Origin of the sequence: Streptomyces sp. NPDC058691 (assembly GCF_042714775.1) — a bacterium.
Taxonomy (GTDB): domain Bacteria; phylum Actinomycetota; class Actinomycetes; order Streptomycetales; family Streptomycetaceae; genus Actinacidiphila.
Genome location: NZ_JBHXSO010000074.1, coordinates 1 through 16,915, shown reverse-complemented (window position 1 = coordinate 16,915; position 16,915 = coordinate 1). Strand labels below are relative to the sequence as shown.

At 68.4% G+C, this 16,915-nt stretch carries 19 protein-coding genes, 1 tRNA gene and 2 pseudogenes; 8 read left to right on the top strand and 14 right to left on the bottom strand.

Going from position 1 to position 16,915, the window contains the following annotated elements; all coding sequences use genetic code 11:
- Nucleotides 1–21: 21 nt before the first annotated feature.
- Nucleotides 22–1,191 carry a steroid 3-ketoacyl-CoA thiolase gene (locus tag ACFWVC_RS34500; RefSeq protein WP_384296732.1) on the bottom strand — a complete coding sequence of 390 codons (1,170 nt, stop codon included), beginning with the start codon at nt 1,189–1,191 and terminating at the stop codon, nt 22–24.
- Nucleotides 1,192–1,419: 228 nt separating this feature from the next.
- On the opposite strand from ACFWVC_RS34500, the gene ACFWVC_RS34495 reads away from it, so the two are divergent.
- Both ACFWVC_RS34495 and ACFWVC_RS34490 read left to right on the top strand, forming a co-directional pair.
- A complete protein-coding gene (locus tag ACFWVC_RS34495) occupies nt 1,420–2,679 on the top strand; it encodes a cytochrome P450 (protein WP_384296731.1) in 1,260 nt (419 codons plus the stop codon).
- 63 nt (nt 2,680–2,742) lie between these two features.
- Nucleotides 2,743–2,817 (top strand) — tRNA-Val (locus ACFWVC_RS34490).
- A 92-nt stretch (nt 2,818–2,909) separates the two neighbouring features.
- Here the strand turns inward: ACFWVC_RS34490 and ACFWVC_RS34485 are convergent.
- The 11 genes from ACFWVC_RS34485 to ACFWVC_RS34435 all read right to left on the bottom strand — a co-directional run bounded on the left by ACFWVC_RS34485 (nt 2,910) and on the right by ACFWVC_RS34435 (nt 10,004).
- Entirely contained in the window at nt 2,910–4,043 is a 1,134-nt protein-coding gene (locus ACFWVC_RS34485) for a tyrosine-type recombinase/integrase (protein ID WP_384296730.1), read from the bottom strand.
- Nucleotides 4,043–4,255 carry a helix-turn-helix domain-containing protein gene (locus ACFWVC_RS34480; RefSeq protein WP_384296729.1) on the bottom strand — a complete coding sequence of 71 codons (213 nt, stop codon included), beginning with the start codon at nt 4,253–4,255 and terminating at the stop codon, nt 4,043–4,045. Before ACFWVC_RS34480 ends, ACFWVC_RS34485 begins: the two co-directional genes overlap by 1 nt.
- Nucleotides 4,252–5,643, bottom strand: a complete 1,392-nt coding sequence (gene repSA, locus ACFWVC_RS34475) for a replication initiator protein RepSA (RefSeq protein ID WP_384296728.1) — start codon at nt 5,641–5,643, stop codon at nt 4,252–4,254. Before repSA ends, ACFWVC_RS34480 begins: the two co-directional genes overlap by 4 nt.
- Nucleotides 5,636–5,821, bottom strand: coding sequence for a hypothetical protein (locus tag ACFWVC_RS34470; protein WP_384296727.1), 186 nt, complete (start codon nt 5,819–5,821; stop codon nt 5,636–5,638). Before ACFWVC_RS34470 ends, repSA begins: the two co-directional genes overlap by 8 nt.
- 91 nt (nt 5,822–5,912) lie before the next feature.
- Nucleotides 5,913–6,224 (bottom strand): SpdD-like protein, encoded by a 312-nt coding sequence (locus ACFWVC_RS34465; protein WP_384296726.1) that lies wholly within the window; start codon nt 6,222–6,224, stop codon nt 5,913–5,915.
- An 11-nt stretch (nt 6,225–6,235) separates the two neighbouring features.
- Nucleotides 6,236–6,394 (bottom strand): hypothetical protein, encoded by a 159-nt coding sequence (locus tag ACFWVC_RS34460; RefSeq protein ID WP_319159123.1) that lies wholly within the window; start codon nt 6,392–6,394, stop codon nt 6,236–6,238.
- Between the two features lie 11 nt (nt 6,395–6,405).
- Nucleotides 6,406–6,597, bottom strand: a complete 192-nt coding sequence (locus tag ACFWVC_RS34455) for a mobile element transfer protein (RefSeq protein ID WP_319133857.1) — start codon at nt 6,595–6,597, stop codon at nt 6,406–6,408.
- Between the two features lie 21 nt (nt 6,598–6,618).
- A complete protein-coding gene (locus ACFWVC_RS34450; protein WP_384296725.1) occupies nt 6,619–7,281 on the bottom strand; it encodes a DUF2637 domain-containing protein in 663 nt (220 codons plus the stop codon).
- An 85-nt stretch (nt 7,282–7,366) separates the two neighbouring features.
- Nucleotides 7,367–8,725, bottom strand: a complete 1,359-nt coding sequence (locus ACFWVC_RS34445; protein WP_384296724.1) for an FtsK/SpoIIIE domain-containing protein — start codon at nt 8,723–8,725, stop codon at nt 7,367–7,369.
- A gap of 2 nt (nt 8,726–8,727) precedes the next feature.
- Entirely contained in the window at nt 8,728–9,084 is a 357-nt protein-coding gene (locus ACFWVC_RS34440; RefSeq protein WP_384296723.1) for a hypothetical protein, read from the bottom strand.
- 140 nt (nt 9,085–9,224) lie between these two features.
- The gene (locus tag ACFWVC_RS34435) at nt 9,225–10,004 is read right to left on the bottom strand and encodes a GntR family transcriptional regulator (protein ID WP_384296722.1); all 780 of its coding nucleotides are present in this window, start codon (nt 10,002–10,004) and stop codon (nt 9,225–9,227) included.
- A gap of 18 nt (nt 10,005–10,022) precedes the next feature.
- On the opposite strand from ACFWVC_RS34435, the gene ACFWVC_RS34430 reads away from it, so the two are divergent.
- From ACFWVC_RS34430 to ACFWVC_RS34415, 4 genes are all read left to right on the top strand, one after another.
- Nucleotides 10,023–10,490: an NUDIX hydrolase gene (locus tag ACFWVC_RS34430; protein ID WP_384296721.1), complete on the top strand. Its 468-nt coding sequence runs from the start codon at nt 10,023–10,025 to the stop codon at nt 10,488–10,490.
- Entirely contained in the window at nt 10,487–10,720 is a 234-nt protein-coding gene (locus ACFWVC_RS34425; RefSeq protein WP_384296720.1) for an e9imm peptide, read from the top strand. The genes ACFWVC_RS34430 and ACFWVC_RS34425 overlap by 4 nt, the downstream gene beginning before the upstream one ends.
- A 162-nt stretch (nt 10,721–10,882) precedes the next feature.
- Nucleotides 10,883–11,182, top strand: coding sequence for a hypothetical protein (locus tag ACFWVC_RS34420; protein ID WP_384296719.1), 300 nt, complete (start codon nt 10,883–10,885; stop codon nt 11,180–11,182).
- Between the two features lie 420 nt (nt 11,183–11,602).
- Nucleotides 11,603–12,439: a DUF4231 domain-containing protein gene (locus ACFWVC_RS34415; RefSeq protein ID WP_384296718.1), complete on the top strand. Its 837-nt coding sequence runs from the start codon at nt 11,603–11,605 to the stop codon at nt 12,437–12,439.
- A 344-nt stretch (nt 12,440–12,783) separates the two neighbouring features.
- Here the strand turns inward: ACFWVC_RS34415 and ACFWVC_RS34410 are convergent.
- A pseudogene (locus ACFWVC_RS34410) lies at nt 12,784–13,260 on the bottom strand (transposase); the annotation flags it as partial.
- A gap of 48 nt (nt 13,261–13,308) precedes the next feature.
- Between ACFWVC_RS34410 and ACFWVC_RS34405 the strand changes: the two are divergent.
- Entirely contained in the window at nt 13,309–15,393 is a 2,085-nt protein-coding gene (locus ACFWVC_RS34405) for an ISAzo13 family transposase (protein ID WP_384296717.1), read from the top strand.
- Nucleotides 15,394–15,402: 9 nt separating this feature from the next.
- Here ACFWVC_RS34405 and ACFWVC_RS34400 read toward each other — a convergent pair.
- Nucleotides 15,403–16,179, bottom strand: a pseudogene (locus ACFWVC_RS34400) (IS256 family transposase); the annotation flags it as partial.
- 224 nt (nt 16,180–16,403) lie between these two features.
- On the opposite strand from ACFWVC_RS34400, the gene ACFWVC_RS34395 reads away from it, so the two are divergent.
- Entirely contained in the window at nt 16,404–16,832 is a 429-nt protein-coding gene (locus tag ACFWVC_RS34395) for an HNH endonuclease (RefSeq protein WP_384296716.1), read from the top strand.
- Nucleotides 16,833–16,915 lie beyond the last annotated feature (83 nt).

Below are 16,915 nucleotides of genomic sequence, written 5' to 3'. Positions count from 1 at the left end.
CGGTCGCCGCCGCCCTCGCACTCAGATCCGCTGGATGATCGTCCCGGTCGCCTGCGCACCACCCGCGCACATCGCGATCAGGGCGAACTCGCCATCCATACGCTCCAGTTCGTGCAGCGCCGTGGTGATCAGGCGAGCGCCCGTCGCCCCCACCGGATGACCCAGCGCGATGGCACCGCCGTTGACGTTGACCTTCTCCAGGTCCTGGTCGAAGACCCGTGCCCACGAGAGCACCACGGAGGCGAACGCCTCGTTGATCTCGACGAGGTCGATGTCGTCCAGGGTCATGCCCGCCTTGCCGAGCACGGCCCGCGTCGCGTCGATCGGCCCGTCGAGGTGGAAGCGCGGATCCGCGCCGACCAGCGCCTGGGCCACGATCCGGGCCCGCGGGCGCAGCTTCAGTGCCCGCGCCGTCCGCTTGGACGCCCACATCACGGCCGCCGCGCCGTCGGAGATCTGTGAGGAGTTCCCGGCGGTGTGCACGGCGGCCGGCATGATCGGCCTCAGCCCGGCCAGCACCTCCATGCCGGTGTCGCGTAGCCCCTCGTCCCGGTCGAACAGCCGCCCCATGCCCTGTCCGGCGAGCCGCTCCTCCTCGGTGGTGGGCACCTGCACCCCGAAGGTCTCCCGCTTGAAGCGCTCCTCCGCCCAGGCGCGCGCCGCCCGTTCCTGGGAGATCAGCCCGAGCCCGTCCACGTGCTCCCGGGTCAGTCCGCGGCGCCGGGCGATGCGCTCGGCGGCCTCGAACTGGGTGGGCAGGTCGACGTTCCACTCGTCCGGCAGGGGATTGCCCGGTCCCTGCCGGGAGTCGCTGCCCAGCGGCACCCGCGACATGGCCTCCACGCCGCAGCCTATGCCGATGTCGATCACCCCGGCCGCGATCATGTTGGCGACCATGTGGTTGGCCTGCTGCGAGGAGCCGCACTGGCAGTCGACGGTCGTCACCGCGGTCTCGTACGGCAGGCCGCCGGCCAGCCACGCGGTGCGCGCCGGGTTCATCGCCTGCTCCCCGGCCTGTGTGACGGTGCCGCTGACGATCTGCTCCACGGCGTCGGGCTGGACCCCGGTGCGGGCCAGCAGTTCGCGGTACGTCTGGCCGAGCACGTGGGCGGGGTGGAGGCCGGCGAGCGCGCCGCCGCGCCGGCCGATGGGGGTGCGTACGGCTTCGACGATGACGGGTTCAGCGGCCATGTACCTCGCCCTTCCACGGCGGCGGCTCGTACGCGTTCCAGTTCGTTCCGCCAGGCAGTCTGCTTACCGCCGGTACAGGGGCGCAAGGGGTGTGCACGAGGAACGAGGACGCGCGTGAGGTCCTTGCGACGAGGCGGGGCCGCAACTACCGTCGACATCCATAGCTGACGGTACGTCATATTTCGGAACGGCCGTCGACCTCCACCACCTGCCGAAAGCCGGCCTCCGATGTCCGCCACCACCGGCCACGCCCGTGGCTCCTGCCCCGCCCTCCCCGACGGCTTCGACTTCACCGACCCCGGCCTCAACCAGGAGCGCGTCCCGCTCCCCGAGTTCGCCGCCCTCCGGGAGAGCGCCCCCGTCGCCTGGATCCCCCAGCCGCACGGCCTCGCCGGCTTCGGCGACGACGGCTACTGGGCGGTCACCCGGCACGCCGACGTGACGGCGGTGTCCACCGACCCGGAGGTCTTCTCCTCCCGGGCCAACACCGCGATCATCCGCTTCCACGAGCACATGCGGCGCGACCGGATCGACGCCCAGCGGCTGATCATCCTCAACACGGATCCGCCCGAACACACCCGGCTGCGCCGGATCGTGCAGCGCGGCTTCACCCCGCGCGCCACCCGCGCCCTGGAGGACGCCCTGCGCGAGCGCGCCGGCCGCATCGTCGCCGAGGCCGCCGCCCGGGGCAGCGGCGACTTCGTCACCGACATCGCGAGCGAGCTGCCCCTGCAGACGATCGCCGAACTCATCGGCGTCCCCCAGGAGGACCGGGCCAGGATCTTCGAGTGGTCCAACCGGATGACCGGCTACGACGACCCCGAACTCGCCGTCACCGAGGAGACCGCCGCGCAGGCCTCCATCGAGCTCGTCTCGTACGCCATGAACATGGCCGCCGAGCGCAAGGCCCGCCCCGCCGACGACATCGTCACCGCGCTCGTCGCCGCCGCGGACGAGGGCAATCTGACCGGCGACGAGTTCGGCTTCTTCGTCCTCGTCCTTGCGGTCGCGGGCAGCGAGACCACCCGCAACGCCATCACCCACGGCATGCACGCCTTCCTCACCCACCCGGAGCAGTGGGAGCTCTTCCGCGCCGAGCGCCCCCGCACGGCCGCCGACGAGATCGTCCGCTGGGCCACCCCGGTCACGTCCTTCCAGCGCACCGCCACCCGTGACACGGAACTCGGCGGCGCCCAGATCGCCGCCGGCGACCGCGTCGGCCTCTTCTACGCCTCCGCCAACCACGACCCGGAGGTCTTCACCGCCCCCGGCACGTTCGACATCACCCGCGACCCCAACCCCCACCTCGGCTTCGGCGGCGGCGGCCCCCACTTCTGCCTCGGCGCCGGCCTCGCCCGCCTCGAGATCGACCTGATCTTCCGCGCCATCGCCGACGCCTCCCCCGCCATCCGCCTCGCCGGCACCCCCCGCCGCCTCCGCTCCCCCTGGCTGAACGGGGTGAAGGAACTCCGCGTGACCTACTCCTGACGCGCGCGTGCGATTGCCGGGCAGGGGGTATGGCAGGGTAGGGTGTGCTTTCGCATGTCCAGCGGGCGTGTAGCTCAGCGGTAGAGCGCTGCCCTTACAAGGCAGATGTCGGCGGTTCGAAACCGTCCACGCCCACCAGCCCCAGCACATGGCAAAGGCCCAGGTCGTCCGGCATGAGTCCGGATGCCTGGGCCTTGATCGTTCGCCCCTGGTGAGGGGCGGCGTGCCACTCACGTGCCAGATGGATCGGCGCCGGTCCCCTTCACTCGCCGGATCTGGTCGTCCACGTGCCCGGCGATCTCGTGGTCGCGGCCGTTGACGAGGTGCTGATAGATCAGCGCGGCCCGCACCGACGAGTGCCCCATGCGGTGCATCAGCTCCCGAGTGGAAGCCCCGCCCGTCGCGGCGAGGGTGTTCCCGGTGTGCCGCAGATCGTGGAAGTGCACGTCCCCGAGGCCGGCCGCGCCGATGGCCCGCAGCCAGATGCGCCGGAAGTTGTTCCGCCGCAGCACTCCCCCACGCGGCCCGACAAAGACCCGACCCGTGCGCCCAGGCTCGGCGTACTCCGCGAGATGCGCCGCCAGCTCGACAGTGAGCGAGGCGGGGAACGCCACGGTGCGCACGCCGGCCGCGGATTTGGGCGCCTTGACCGTCAGTCCGTCCGACCGGGTCTCGGCGACCGACCGGCGGACCGAGATGGTGCGCCGCTCCAGGTCGACGTCCCATCGCTGGAGGCCGGCCAGCTCCCCGAAGCGCAGTGCCGTGAAGGCCGCCAGCAGGATCATCACCCGATAGCGCGCGGGCACGGCGTCCGCGAGCCGGAAGACCTCCGCCACCGACAGGAACGGTCGCTCGGCACTCGGGGCGGTGGCGCCGCCCTTGATACGGCACGGGTTGCGCTGGACCAGGCCGTCGTCCACGGCGGTGTTCATGATGGCGCGGAGGATCTGATACGCCTTGGCGACGGTTGCCCCGCCGACGCCCTGGTCGAGAAGGGTGGTCCGCCAACGCCGCACCTGCGGGGTGGTGATGTCCCGGAGCGGCACCGCGCGGAAGGTCGGCAGGATGTGCAAGTTCAGCGCGCTGCCGTTCCGTTCGCGGGTCGTGGCCGCGTAGTCGCGGTCCTTGAACCAGGCTTCGGCGTACGCGCCGAACACGATCTTGACGTCGGGGTTCTGCCAGTCGCCGTCGAGGATCTTGGCCTCTTGCCTGACCAACCAGCGATCCGCATCGGTCTGTGAGGCGAAGGTCTTGTCCGCCGTCCGCATCAGCCCGTCCGGGCCCCGGTAGCGAGCCTGAAAACGCCCTGACGGCAGCTTCCGTACCGACCCGAAGCGACGACGGCGCCCCTTGGAGTTCGCCATCAGGCCACCGCCTTCAGCCGCGATGTGCCGTTCGTGACCGGCTGGACCGTGTGATCCGCGATGAAGGCTTCGACCGCGCTCTCGGGGATGCGGACGTGACGGCCGACCTTGACGAACGTGATGCGGCGCTCGGCGATCAGCCGACGCGGGAACCGCACCGACGTTCCGAGCATCTCGGCCACCTGGTCGACGCTGAGGTATCGGTCCTTCATGCTGCGGCTCCTTCCAGGGCCAGTTGGTCGTGCAGGGCTTCGCGGGCGGTTTCGCAGTTGAGCTGGAGGTCTCGGGCGATGGTCGCGGCGAGGGCGGATTCGCCGGGGGTGTGGCCGTGGCCGGCGTATTGCCAGTCGGCCAGGACCAGGACGGTGTCGGGGTCGACGGGCTCCAGGCCGAGGTCTGCGTGTTCTTGGGCGGCGCGGTAGTCGGCGCGTTCCTGGCGCAGCGCGCCGAGGGTGGTGGAGTAGGCGCGGGATTTGGTGGAGAAGTGGCCGCGGAAGCCGAGCATGTGTGCCCAGGCCCACAGCCGCCGGTCGGGGTAGAGGTCGTCCAGGTCGCGGCAGGCTTGGATGAGGCGGCGGGCGTGGTCGGGCACGCCGTGGCGGTCGAGTTCGGCGAGTTCGCCGATGCGGCGGTCGAGGGTGCCGGTGTTCTCGGCTGCTTTGGTGGCGTACTTGGCGACATAGGACGCGACGGCCTGCTCGGTGATGTCGGAGCCGTCCCCGAACGCCTTGACCGGGCGAACGTCAAGCTGGGCGCCCCAGCGGAAGGTCCGGGCAGGTTGGTCGCCGGCGGCCGGGACGGTGATCGACGTGTAGGAGTGCTGGGCGGCGGCGCGGATGGCATCTTGCAGTAAGCCGGTGGTGGCCCAAGCCGGGGGCGCGGTGTCGGGGCCTTCGGGGCCGTCGAGGCGGATGACGGCGTGGAAGTGGACGGCGCCGCGCTTTTGGAACTCGGCGACCTTGCCGAAGGAGACCCGCAGAACCTCTGCCATAGCCCGTTGGGAGAGGCCGGCGTGGGCGGCGATCTCGCGGCGGAGCCGGTTGGTGAAGCGCTGCCACAGCTGCCCGGCATGGTTGTTGAACAGCACCGCCCCCGCATAGTCGTACGACACGGCGTCAAGCGCTGTCCCGAGCGTCGAATCGTCGGCGGGATGCTGTGTGCCGCAGCGGCACCGGCCAGTGTCGGGCCGGTTGTGCACACGCCCGAACGACGGCGCGGTGAGAGTGGCGAAGACCCGCGGGTGATCCCGCACCGTGCCAGGGATGTCGCGGCGATCGTCACCAGCCAGCCCGGCCCGGATGAGGTGGTACGTGTCGCCGGCGTACGTCCAGGCACACGAGGGGCAGCGGGAGGCACGGCGGTTGCCGCACGCAACGCGGAGCCGTCCGCCGGGCTCGTTCTCGGTGCTGTAGTGGTGCAGGGTCTCGCCGCTGGTCTTGTCTTTGGTGAGGGTCCAGCCGGTCAGGTGGATGGGGTCAGAGCAGCCGCCGGTGCGGCGGATCTGTTCTTCCCAGCGATGGAAGCCCGGGGACCCGGCCACCCGCAGCAGATCAGTGAGGGTGGTCGGGTCCAGGCCCGCGAGGGTCGCGGTGTCAGACACGGGCGCCCTCCCGCGTCCGGGCGGGGTGGAGGGTGCCGGCGCCGCGGCAGGCCGGGCAGTTGACGGTGAGGGTGCGCAGGTGGCCGCGGTGGTCGCGTCCGCCGAGGGTGATGGCGGCGGAGGCGAAGCCGTCGCAGGCCGGGCAGATCCGCGGCGGGGGCGGTGTGGGGTGGGTCATGATGGGGGTTCCTTCCGGATCTCTGGTTCGGGCAGGGGCACGGCTCCCGGGGCGGGCGATACTTGGCGGTTGAGACCGCCCCGGGGGCCGGTCAGCGCTTGTGCTGGCCGTTGAGCATCGAGCGCAGCACGACCGCGCAGACCGCGACGGATGCGGCGGTGACGGCGACCGCCAGCAGCAGCGACACCAGGACGGTGCCGACGACCAGGACCACCGCCGTGCCGCCGCCGACGAGCGCGACCAGAGCGCCCGGGGTGAGCTGCACGACGGGCCGGGACGACACCGGAGCCACGGGGACGGGAGCCGGGGTCGGAGCGGACGGCACGATGGCGGTGGGCTCGACCGGCAGCGGCATCACGGCGGCGGTGGGGGTGGGGTTGGTGGGGATCTTCGGCCGGAGCATGAGGGGTCTCCCTACTTCTCAATGAGGGTGTCGATGACGGGGGCGAGCAGGCTGTCGGCGATGAGGTAGCCGCCGAGCAGCAGGACCAGGACCAGCCAGAGCGGCGGGCGGATGAGCTTGCAGCCGAGGTAGCCGACGACGATCAGGGCGAACCAGAGCGGGACATCCACGGGCGGGTCTCCTATCGGGCCGTGCAGCGGTGGGTGCGGGCGGCCAGCTGGGCAGCGGATTGACTGGAGTAGTCGGCGGACCAGCCGCAACGGTCGTTGGTGCACACCGCGGCGTGCTTGGTGGTGCCGTGCCGGTCGCGGTGGGTGCCGATCTGCACGGGGCCGATCCGCATCACGGAGTGGAAGAAGTCACGGGCAGGCATGACGGTGGTACTCCTCTCGAATCAGGTGAGTTGGGCAGCGATCGCGTCGGCCAGCTGGGCAGGGACGCCGAGCCGGACGCGCAGGGTGTCGGTGTCGATCGCGGCCCCGGTCCGGGCGTGGTGGTCGTCGGCGACCTTCCGGGCATGAGCCACGAGCGCGGCCGGAATCGGTGGAGCGGCCGGCGCAGGCGCAGGCTGTGAGGCAGGCAGTGCCGGGACGGGCTCGGCTGCGGTGACGGCTTCCGGCACCGGCGCGGGCTCAGGGGCGCGTTCGACGCTGGCCGTCCCGGTCGGCTCGGGAGCCCGAGCCTGGTGGCCGGGGGCGTGGACCAAGAGGGTGCCACCGAGGAAGGCCAGAGCGGGCCATCCGGCGACGAGGATGCTCAGCCAGTCCGGCACGTGGTCCAGGTCGAGGAGCCCGGCGGTGGCGATGTTCGCCCCGAGGGAGGCGGACAAGGCCACCGCGAACCACAGCCACGCGGCACGGACAGGAGCCCCGTCCGTACGCAGGATGCGAAGCCGTCGCCAAGCAGCAACGAGCAGCAGGTCGACGCTGATCGGGTAGGCCCAGGCTTTCCAGCCGCTTTGTCCGGCGGCGGCTGCGAGGTCGTGCAGGTGGGCGAAGGACAGGGCACCGGCGATCACGGCCTGTACGAGGACGGCGTCCACGCGGAGCTTGGGCATCGTCGGTCTCCTTCCTGTTTTCGGCATGGGAGGGGTAGGGACCTTGGCGCAAGGCGGTCGCGCCGGCCGTTGGTGCGGAGAAGGATCAGGCCGCAGCCGGGGCCGCTGTCTTGGCAGCCGGGGCGCTCACGGCGGCAAGGTGGACCAGGGCGGGCCGGAACGGCGCGAGTTCGGGCACGTCAGGGGTGTTCTCGGCGTGCCGATTGCAGGCGTTGACGGCCTGGCGCAGCGTGGTGTGGGGGGTGCGGATGCGGGCCCATCCGCCGGTGGAGTCGCCGGTCACGGCGATGCCGGGGGTGTCGGGGCGGATTTGGATGGCGGCGAGGACGGCGTCGGGGGCGATGTCGCCGAAGGCCATGTTCGCGCTGGGTTCGTCGTTGACGCGGTGGGCGGTGCGGCCGGTGAGCTGGGCGCGGAGCATGGTGATGCCCTTGCCGAGTTCGGAGCCGAAGCGCTGGCCGCAGATTTCCAGGTAGATGCCGGCGGCGCGGCCGAGCTGGGCGAGGCGGGCCAGTGCGGTGATGATGCGGTCGCGACGCTTTTCTTCGTCCTTGGTGGTGAACAGGGCGAGTTCGGCGACCTCGTCGACCAGGACCACGATCGGAATGGGGCGCAGGTGGTCGGGCAGGTCCCAGATGTCGGCGGCGATCTCCGCGTCGGGCACGTCGGTGGTGATCCGCTGTTCGGCGCGGATGAGCTGGTAGACGGTCTCCATCCGGTCGATGAGGGCGTCGAGGAGGTCGGCGGCGGTGTCGGGGTTGTCGGCCAGGGCGGAGAACCGGCGGGCCAGCGGGAACAGCTCCACACCCTGTTTGCAGTCGATGCCGACCAGGGCGACGTCCTGCGCGGCCAGTTCCGCGACCAGGTTGCGCTGGTACACAGACTTACCGGACTTCGTTGCCCCGAGGGTCAGGGCGTGCGGGACCGTGCGGTAGTCGCGGTAGTGGACGGCGCCGTCTTCGCGCAGGGCGACGGGGACCCGCATCGGCGTGCGGTCGATCTTCGCAGGCATCTGCACCCGCTTGAGGACGTCGTATCCGGTCATCCGCACCTCGACCACACCCGAGCGCAGCTCGCGCGAGGTCACGCCGTACATGCCGAACGAGTGCCGCAGCCGGTCGCACGATGCGGCGACGTCGAAAGCGTCCTGCCCCGGACGCAGACCTAACCGCACCACCAGGCCTGTGCGGGTGGGGCGCAGCCGCAGGATGCGCGGGGCCCGCGAGGTGGGGGCCGGGCGGTTGGTGGCCCGCGCGAGTGCCATGCGCCAGCGGGACGGCGGCACGGTAAGCCCGCACGCCTCCATGACCGTGGTGTACCGGACGAGGACCCGCAGGACGGCGAGGGTCACACCGAAGGTCAGCCAGTACCAGGCGGGACGCCGCCACCGCAGAACCAGAGCGGTGGCGACGACCAGCAGCAGCGCGACCGTGAAGCGGGCCATGCTCACGCCGCCTTCGGGTTCGCGGTGCCGGCGGCGAGCGAGGTGACTGCGACCGCCCGGAAGCTGATGCCGTGACGGCGCTGGCCGTTGAAGTCGTTCTCCCACGGCCGGGCGATCAGGCCGGTAATCGCGACCGGGGTGCCCATCACCAGCTCGCCGGAAATGCCGGGCTCAGGGACGGACACCGACAGGATCTCGACCTCGCCGTTCGCCGCGAACATCACGTCCACGGTCATCATCGTCGCGCCGGTCTCGGCGTCCGTGGCGATCTCACCGGTGCGGCGGTCGCGGACCTTGGGCTGGGGCGGCTGGGCGACCATCACGGTGGCGGCGGAGGTGTCGACGGGGATCTGACGCACAGAAGATCACTCCTCTATAGAGGCTTCGACTCAGTCACTCATGTATAGGAGTGACATGAAGAAGAGTGCCCGACTCCTATACATGAGTCAACCCGCCGCGAAGAAGAAATCACGGCGGGCTGAGGGGAGTTGAGCGAGCGTCAGTCGACAGCGGGGATGCGGTAGGTGAAAACGAACTGGTCAGCGGCCATGAGCGTGTCGCACGCCTCCACTACCCGGCCGTCCACGGTGACCGCGTTCCGGATGAGGTGGATCACCGGGGCACCGGGGCTGAGCGCCAGTTCCGAGGACTCTGCCTTGGACGCCGGCCGGGCCTGCAAGGTCTCGACGTACTCGGCGAACTCGTGCCCGTGGTCTTCCAGTCGGGCGTAGATGCCACCGCCGCCCGGGTTCTCGGCGAACAGCTCGGGGATGTCCTTCGCCACGTCCCACGGCAGGTACGAGGTAGCCGTCTCGACCGGGGTGCCATTGCGGAAGTAGAGCCGCCGCCGGGCCAGCACCTTCGCGCCGGCCTCCACACCGAGCCGCTCGGCGATGTCCTCAGGGGCCTCCACAGGGCCAATGTAGAGAACGCTGACCTTAGCCTCGGCACCAGACTGCTCGGACTCGGCCAGGTACGCGGCCTTGCCACCCCGGCGGAGCGAGCGCCGGAAACGGTCCGACGATCGATGCCGCACGGGCGGGCGGTCCTTGACCGTCGAGCCCTTGCCGTGGCGCGTCTCCACCAGGCCGCTCGCGCGGACCTCTGTCATCGCTCTACGGATCGTGCCACCGGAGACGCCGTAGCGGTCCATCAGTTCCGACTCGCTCGGCACCGTGTCGCCGGGCTTGAGAACACCCTGCCGGATCTGCAGAACGATCTCATCGGCGATCTCCACGTACCGAGGCACCGACTTCTCTCCTCCTACCGCGGTTCCCATAGTCCTTCTCTGCCTCCTATGCTCCTGTACATGAGTAAATCGCAGGGGCCTGCACCGACGCCAGCGTTGCACTCGGTATCCGTGGCCGGAGCCGTAGTGCGCGAGGACGGCCGGCTCCTGGCGATCCGCCGCGCAGACAACGGCACTTGGGAGCTCCCCGGCGGCGTCCTGGAACTGGACGAGACCCCCGAGGCCGGCGTCAGCCGTGAGGTCTGGGAAGAGACCGGCATCCACGTCGAGGTCGACCAGCTCACCGGGGTCTACAAAAACACCACCCGCGGCGTCGTCGCCCTGGTCTTCCGCTGTAAGCCCTCCGGCGGCACCGAACGCACCTCCGAAGAGTCCACAGCCGTCGACTGGCTCACGCCCGAAGAGGTCGCAGAACGCATGGCCGAGGTTTTCGCGATCCGGCTCCTAGACGCCCTGGACAGTGCCGGCCCACATGTCCGCAGCCACGACGGCAAGCGCCTCACCACCGTCCAATGAACGTCGAGCCAAGCCGAAGGATGAGCCGCGACGAGGCAATACCCCTCGTCCAACGCCTCCTGACCGGCGACACCGCCGACGAGCCCCAAGCCTCCGAACTACTGTCAGCCTTGGAGCGCGGACTGAAGTGCCCGCACATCGCTGACTACATCTTCTGGGACTTCGACCCCGCACTCACCGCCGAGAAGGTCGTCGACCGGGCCATGGCGTACAGGCCCATCGCTCTCTGAAGTTTGTCGGACTCCAGTTGAGGCCTGACGTCGGGTGATGCTTGACGACCGCCTTGAGGATTTGCCCTCGAACGGTAGGGGGCCGGGGCCCGAAGGCGATGCGGCTAGTGTGTGCAGCGCTGGGGGCATCGATCTTGGGGGGGACCAGTGGGCCGCAACAGTATGCCTATCGAGAACCAGGGCGATATCGACCTCTGTCTCTTCATCGAACCGTACTGCGACGACTACTGGATGAAGCCGGGAGAGGCACTCACTGTACGTTCTGAGGCGGAGGGGATCGACGTCTGGTTCGACACCTACATCTCGAAGGGCTGCGTCACCGTGTGGCTCTACGAGGACGGTGACCCGTACAAGATCGTGAGCGACTACGCAGTCATCGACGCGGGCGGCCTACGCCTGGATTCCGGACACCAACGGCCCCGTGGCCAGCGCTGGTCGGCAGCCGGACCCATCATCGACTGACATTGAAGCAGTTACGGGACAGCCCTCAGACGATCATGAAGCGATCTGAGCGCGGTAAGACTTTCTCTACTTCATCAAGCGCTCCCGCCGCGCAGAGCGCGGCGGCGCGCGGCCCGGCGCCTCGGGCCGACGCTCCTGTCTGCGCCCCGCTCCGGCCCGGCCGCCGGCCGCCCGCCAGACGGCGAAGGGTTGCCGAGGGAAAACCCGCTGTGGCTGGGACGGTCGGCTCCGCGGCTTTACGCAGCCACCATGGGGCGAGCCTCGAAGATCGGGGCCCATATCGGGCTATTGCGGGCAGGCAAGGAGCCAGCCCGATTCGCGGCGAGCGTACGGGCCCCGATCTCTCGCCCCATGGCAGCTCCCGCCCAAAGCCGCTCCGCCGACCTATCATCGCTGCTAACCTGCTGGGCGGGGGTGATCATGAGCGAGCCGAATACACTTCTCGACGTCGAGCAAGAAATCATTGAGACCGAATCGGCGGTTACCGAACAGCGCTTTCAGCGAAGGATTGCCAGGATTCTTCTATTTATCGTGAGTCCCGCCATCGGCAGCGCGATCGCTGCCGGGAACATATTCGGCGACTTCTCTAAGCCCGGAAGCGGGCGCTTTGCGATGAATTTCTTCCTCGGCATCCTTTTTGCATTCTCATCCTTTGGCTCCCTCGTTTACTGGTCCAACTGCCGCGATAGTCTCCGGGAAGGTCAGGTGGCACTGCGAAAAGCCCTGGCCAAAAAGGCAGCCCTTCAGTATTCTACAGACCTAAATGATCACTCGATCTCGAATGCATTCCGGAACTATCTTGATACAGTTCCGGTATTGCGAGACGACTACAGGCGTGGGGCAAAAAAATACCGCAATCGACATAATGGATTTCAGATTGCGGTAATTATCGGATCAATCCTTACTTCCGTTGCGACGACTGCAGCAGCAGAGCAGGGCGCATGGAGCTGGCTCGCCGTAGGTCTGAGCGCGATAGTTAGCGTCTCGGCCGGCATTATTTCTTACTTTAAGTTCCGCGAGCGAAGCATGAACCTGCAGCAGACGGCAGATTCAATCGAGCTGGAACTTCAAGCGTTCACCCTAAGAATCAACAATTACAGCCCTACCCGTCTGAGTCTCGAAGAAGCCCCGAGCAAGTTCGCAGAGACGATCGAGCGAATTAAGGACGAGCAGCGGAAAAAAGAGCTACAACTAGAGCAGCCTCCTGAAGCGCAGCAGGGCAATACAGCCAGCCACGGAAGCGAACCAGCGCCGTAGATACGGCGGCCGCCAATATCCCGGGAAGGCAGAGGGAGATATTCCCCGTCAAAACCGCTTTGGAGCCATCCGCACGACTGGGCGATCGAACTCCTAGAACGCGCACATACGCAAGCGCCCTCCCGGGCCATTCCCGGGCCGTGGAAGGGCGCTCAACGGTGACCAACGTCGACAACTGCCGACAGCTCAGCAGCAGATCAGAACGTTGATCGGTTAGGCGGCCGCAGGTCGCAGCCGCCGGTGGTCAGTTGTGGCTGTGCCGTGTAACGAGGAACTGCGCCCACCCCGGGTCACGTCCGCTGGAATGGTGTATCGACGGCCACTCGGTGATCTCTTCTTTGAGGCTATGCGGTGAGTTCGGCGGGCACGACGGTGTCGTGGGTTTCTGACTCGTTCGGGTGGAGGCGGGTCTTGGCGAGGAGGTCGCGGCCCATGTAGCGGCGGGCCTCGGTCCACTCGTCGTTCTGTTCGGCCAGGACCGCGCCGACCAGGCGGATCACGGCGGTGCGGTCGGGGAAGATCCCGACGACGTCGGTGCGGCGCCGGATCTCCTTGTTCAGTCGTTCCTGAGGGTTGTTGGACCAGATCTGCCGCCAGTTCTCCCGCGGGAACGCGGTGAAGGCCAGCAGGTCGTTCCGGGCGGCGTCCAGGTGCTCGGCGGCCTTGGGGAATTTCCCCTCCAGGGTGTCCAGGACCTGCGTCATCTGGGCCTTCGCGGCGTCGGCGTCGGGCTGCTCGAAGACCGTCCGCAGCAGCGTGGCCACCCATGGCTGAGCCGATTTGGGGACCTGGCTGAGCAGGTTGCGGGCGTAGTGGAGCCGTAAAGAATCAAGGTGTTGCTTCGGGGGTCGCGGGCTCGTTGGGCTGGTATGACGTTCCCCGCGGATATCTTGTCGCAACTCACCTTTCGTTTCAGGGTGTTGTTGCCGCATCTCAACGAGCGGCAGCGGCGCTTGGCGGTGGCGACTGAGGCGAGAATGCTCGGCCGGGGTGGGGTGCGGGCTGCTGCCCGGGCCGCATCGATGAGTGAGACCACGGTGCGCCGGGGTGTGACAGAGCTGACCTCGAGGGTCGGCCCGCTGCCGGGTGGGCGGGTCCGGGCCCCGGGCGGGGGCCGCAAGCGGGCCGAGGCGGTCGACCCTGGGGTGGTCGAGGCCCTGATGGCACTGGTCGAGCCGGACGAGCGGGGCGATCCACAGTCACCGCTGCGGTGGACGACCAAGTCGCTGCGTCACCTGGCGGACGAGTTGGCCGAACAGGGGTATCGGGTGTCCGCGCCGACCGTGGGCCGCCTGCTCAAGCATGCGGGCTTCAGCCTGCAAGGCAACGCCAAGACCCTCGAAGGCGCCCAGCACCCGGATCGGGATGCCCAGTTCCGGTATCTCAACGAGCAGGTCAAGGCCCATCAGGCGGCAGGTGAGCCAGTGATCAGCGTGGACACCAAGAAGCGCGAGCAGATGGGCCGACTGCCCATGGCCGGACGTGAGTGGCGTCCGAAGGGTGACCCGGTCCAGGTCGAAGACCACCACTTCTTCTTCAGCGGTCCGGATGTCGAGCAGGCGATCCCGTACGGAATCTACGACCTTGACCGCAACACCGGCTGGGTCAACGTTGGCATCGACCACGACACCTCCGTCTTCGCGGTGGAATCCATCCGCCGCTGGTGGACCGCCCGCGGCAGCCTGGACTATCCGACCGCGACCCGGCTGCTGATCACCGCTGACGCCGGCGGCTCGAACGGCTACCGCTACCGGGTGTGGAAGAGCGAGTTGGCCGCGTTGGCCACCGAGACGGGTCTGTCGATCACGGTCTGCCACTTCCCGCCGGGCACCTCGAAATGGAACAAGATTGAGCACCGGCTCTTCTCGCACATCACCCACAACTGGCGCGGGCGCCCGCTGACCGGCCACGACGTAGTCATCCAGACCATCGCCGCTACTCGCACGCAGGCGGGCCTGCGTGTTGAAGCAGTGCTGGACACCGGTGACTACCCCACCGGGATTGCGATCAGCAAGGACCGCTTCGCGGCCTTGCCGCTCGAACGCCATGCCGTTCACGGGGCATGGAACTACACCCTCCGCCCCCAGACCGCTGGCGATGCGGTCGTCCCCGACACAATCGGCGAGGCTTCGGGCCCCGCTCAGCGCCGCCAGACGATGCTCGTCAAACTGGCCAACGAGCGGCTGACCGGCCTTTCTGCCGGACAACTGGAGCACCTGACTGTCACGATTGCCCCTGCCCAGGCCGCCCGCAGCCAGCAACGATTCAGTGAACAACGCGGCGGACGGGCCCGCCGAGCCACCGGAAAGCTCCGGCACAAACCGCTCTTCGACGACCCGGCCCGGCTCCTGCTCACCCTGCTCTATCAGCGGCAGGTCTGCTCGATGAACGTGCTCGCCGACCTACTGGAGGTGACTGGGACCTGCGTCGCCGACCACATCCACGAGACCGGCGAGGTCCTGGAAAACCTGGGCCACGACCCTGGAACCGCTCCGGTCCGCTTCCCCAGCGCCCCCGCCTTGCTGGCTTTCCTCGACAGCGACCAGCAACCCACCCGCACCGAGATCATCGACAAGCTGTCGCACCCGGTACTGACCGGCATGTCACGTCCCGACCTCCGCACGCTGATCAGCCGTTTGGCACCCCGCCAAATCGCCCAGACCGAGCGCGTGTCCTACGAGCGCCGCGGAGGCGAACGCCGGCCAGGCACCCGCAAAGGTGTCTTCCCACAGAAACTCGGGAACCAGGAGCGTGTCGTCATTGCCGTTATCTACCTGCGGAAACTGTGCACGCTGGACGTCCTCGCCGACGCCTTGGGCGACGTGAGCCGGTCTTCCATCGGCAATGTCGTCCGCGAACTGCGGCCCTTGCTCCAGCAAGACGGCCACCTGCCACCACCGGGAACCACCCGATACCGCACCGCCGCCGAGCTCCTGGCCGCAGCAACACCTTGATTCTTTACGGCTCCAGTGGGTGCGGCAGCGCTGCCATGAGGCGCCGGGCAGGGTCGCACCGATGGCATCCACCAGGCCGGTGTGGGCGTCGGAGACCACCAGCTGGACCCCGCCCAGGCCGCGGGCGATGAGCGAGCGCAGGAAGGCCAGCCAGCCGGCGCCGTCCTCGGCGGTGGCGACGTCCAGCCCGAGGATCTCGCGGTGTCCGTCGGCGTTGACGCCGACCGCGATCAGGGCGTGGACGTTGATGATGCGGCCGCCTTCGCGGACCTTCTGGGTGAGCGCGTCGACCCAGACAAACACATACGGGCCGGCATCCAAGGGCCGGTCGCGAAAGGCGGCCACCTGGTCGTCCAGATGCTTGGACATGGCGCTGACCTGGGACTTGCTCAGCTGCGTCACGCCGAGGGACTCGGCGAGTTTCTCGACCCGGCGGGTGGAGACCCCGAGCATGTAGGCGGTGGCCACCACGCTGATGAGGGCCTGCTCGGCCCGGCGGCGTCGTTCGAGCAGCCAGTGCGGGAAGTAACTGCCGGACCTGAGCTTGGGAATGGCCAGCTCGACCGTTCCGGCCCTGGTGTCCCACTCGCGCGGGCGATAGCCGTTGCGGTGATTGACGCGTTCGTCGCTGACCTGCCCGTACTCGGCATTGCAGAGGGCATCGGCCTCCGCGGACATCAGAGCGTCGGCAAACGTCTTGACCATCGCGCGCAACAGATCGGGACTCGCCGCTGCGAGGTTCTCCTCGGCAAGGGCGTGCAGGGGCAGACTGTCTGGTGCGGTCATCGTGCTGATCTCCTTCGAGGCTTCGACACTTCGAAGATCAGCCGGTGGCCGATTGTCTATGCGGGCACCAACCCGGACGCCGGAGCAAACCCCCGGATCAGGTCCAACCCGCTACACCACTTCCAAGGACGCAACCCCACCCCGTGGCCGGATCGCCCTTTTGTGTCCTCTTCATGTGTGTGTCAGACAGTTGAAGGTGGGGTGATCGGGCAGAGGGGGGGCGTATGTCTGTGTCGGGTGATCATGTGGTCGAGCCGTCAGCCTGGGCTATTGAACGGTTTGGGCAGCATGCCGGCGCGGTCGCTGCTGCTGTTCCGGTGCAACTGGCCAAGGCACATTCGAAGGCGCACGCCGCACATCTCGCCGCAGGGTTGAAGAAGCGAGCCTGCCAGATCTGCGGCGTGACGGTGATCCTGACTGGCGGGGCCGACAGCGAGGGAGCCCACATCCAGGCCCTTGGCAGCCCCCACAACGGGCCGGACACCACCGACAACGTGCTCTGCCTCTGCCCCACCTGCCACGTCATGTTCGACGGCGGCGCCATCGTGCTGACGGACGACCTCACCATCATGCGCAACGGGACGGAATCCGGGACGCTGCGCACACACCCGCAGCACACGATCAACCTGGCCTGCGTCGCCAAGAGCTCGTAACACGATCTTGTGGTCTCAGTTGCTGTGCCACTGATACTTGGCTGCCCACCTGCCCGCGATACTTGGGCGATGGACAGCTACGA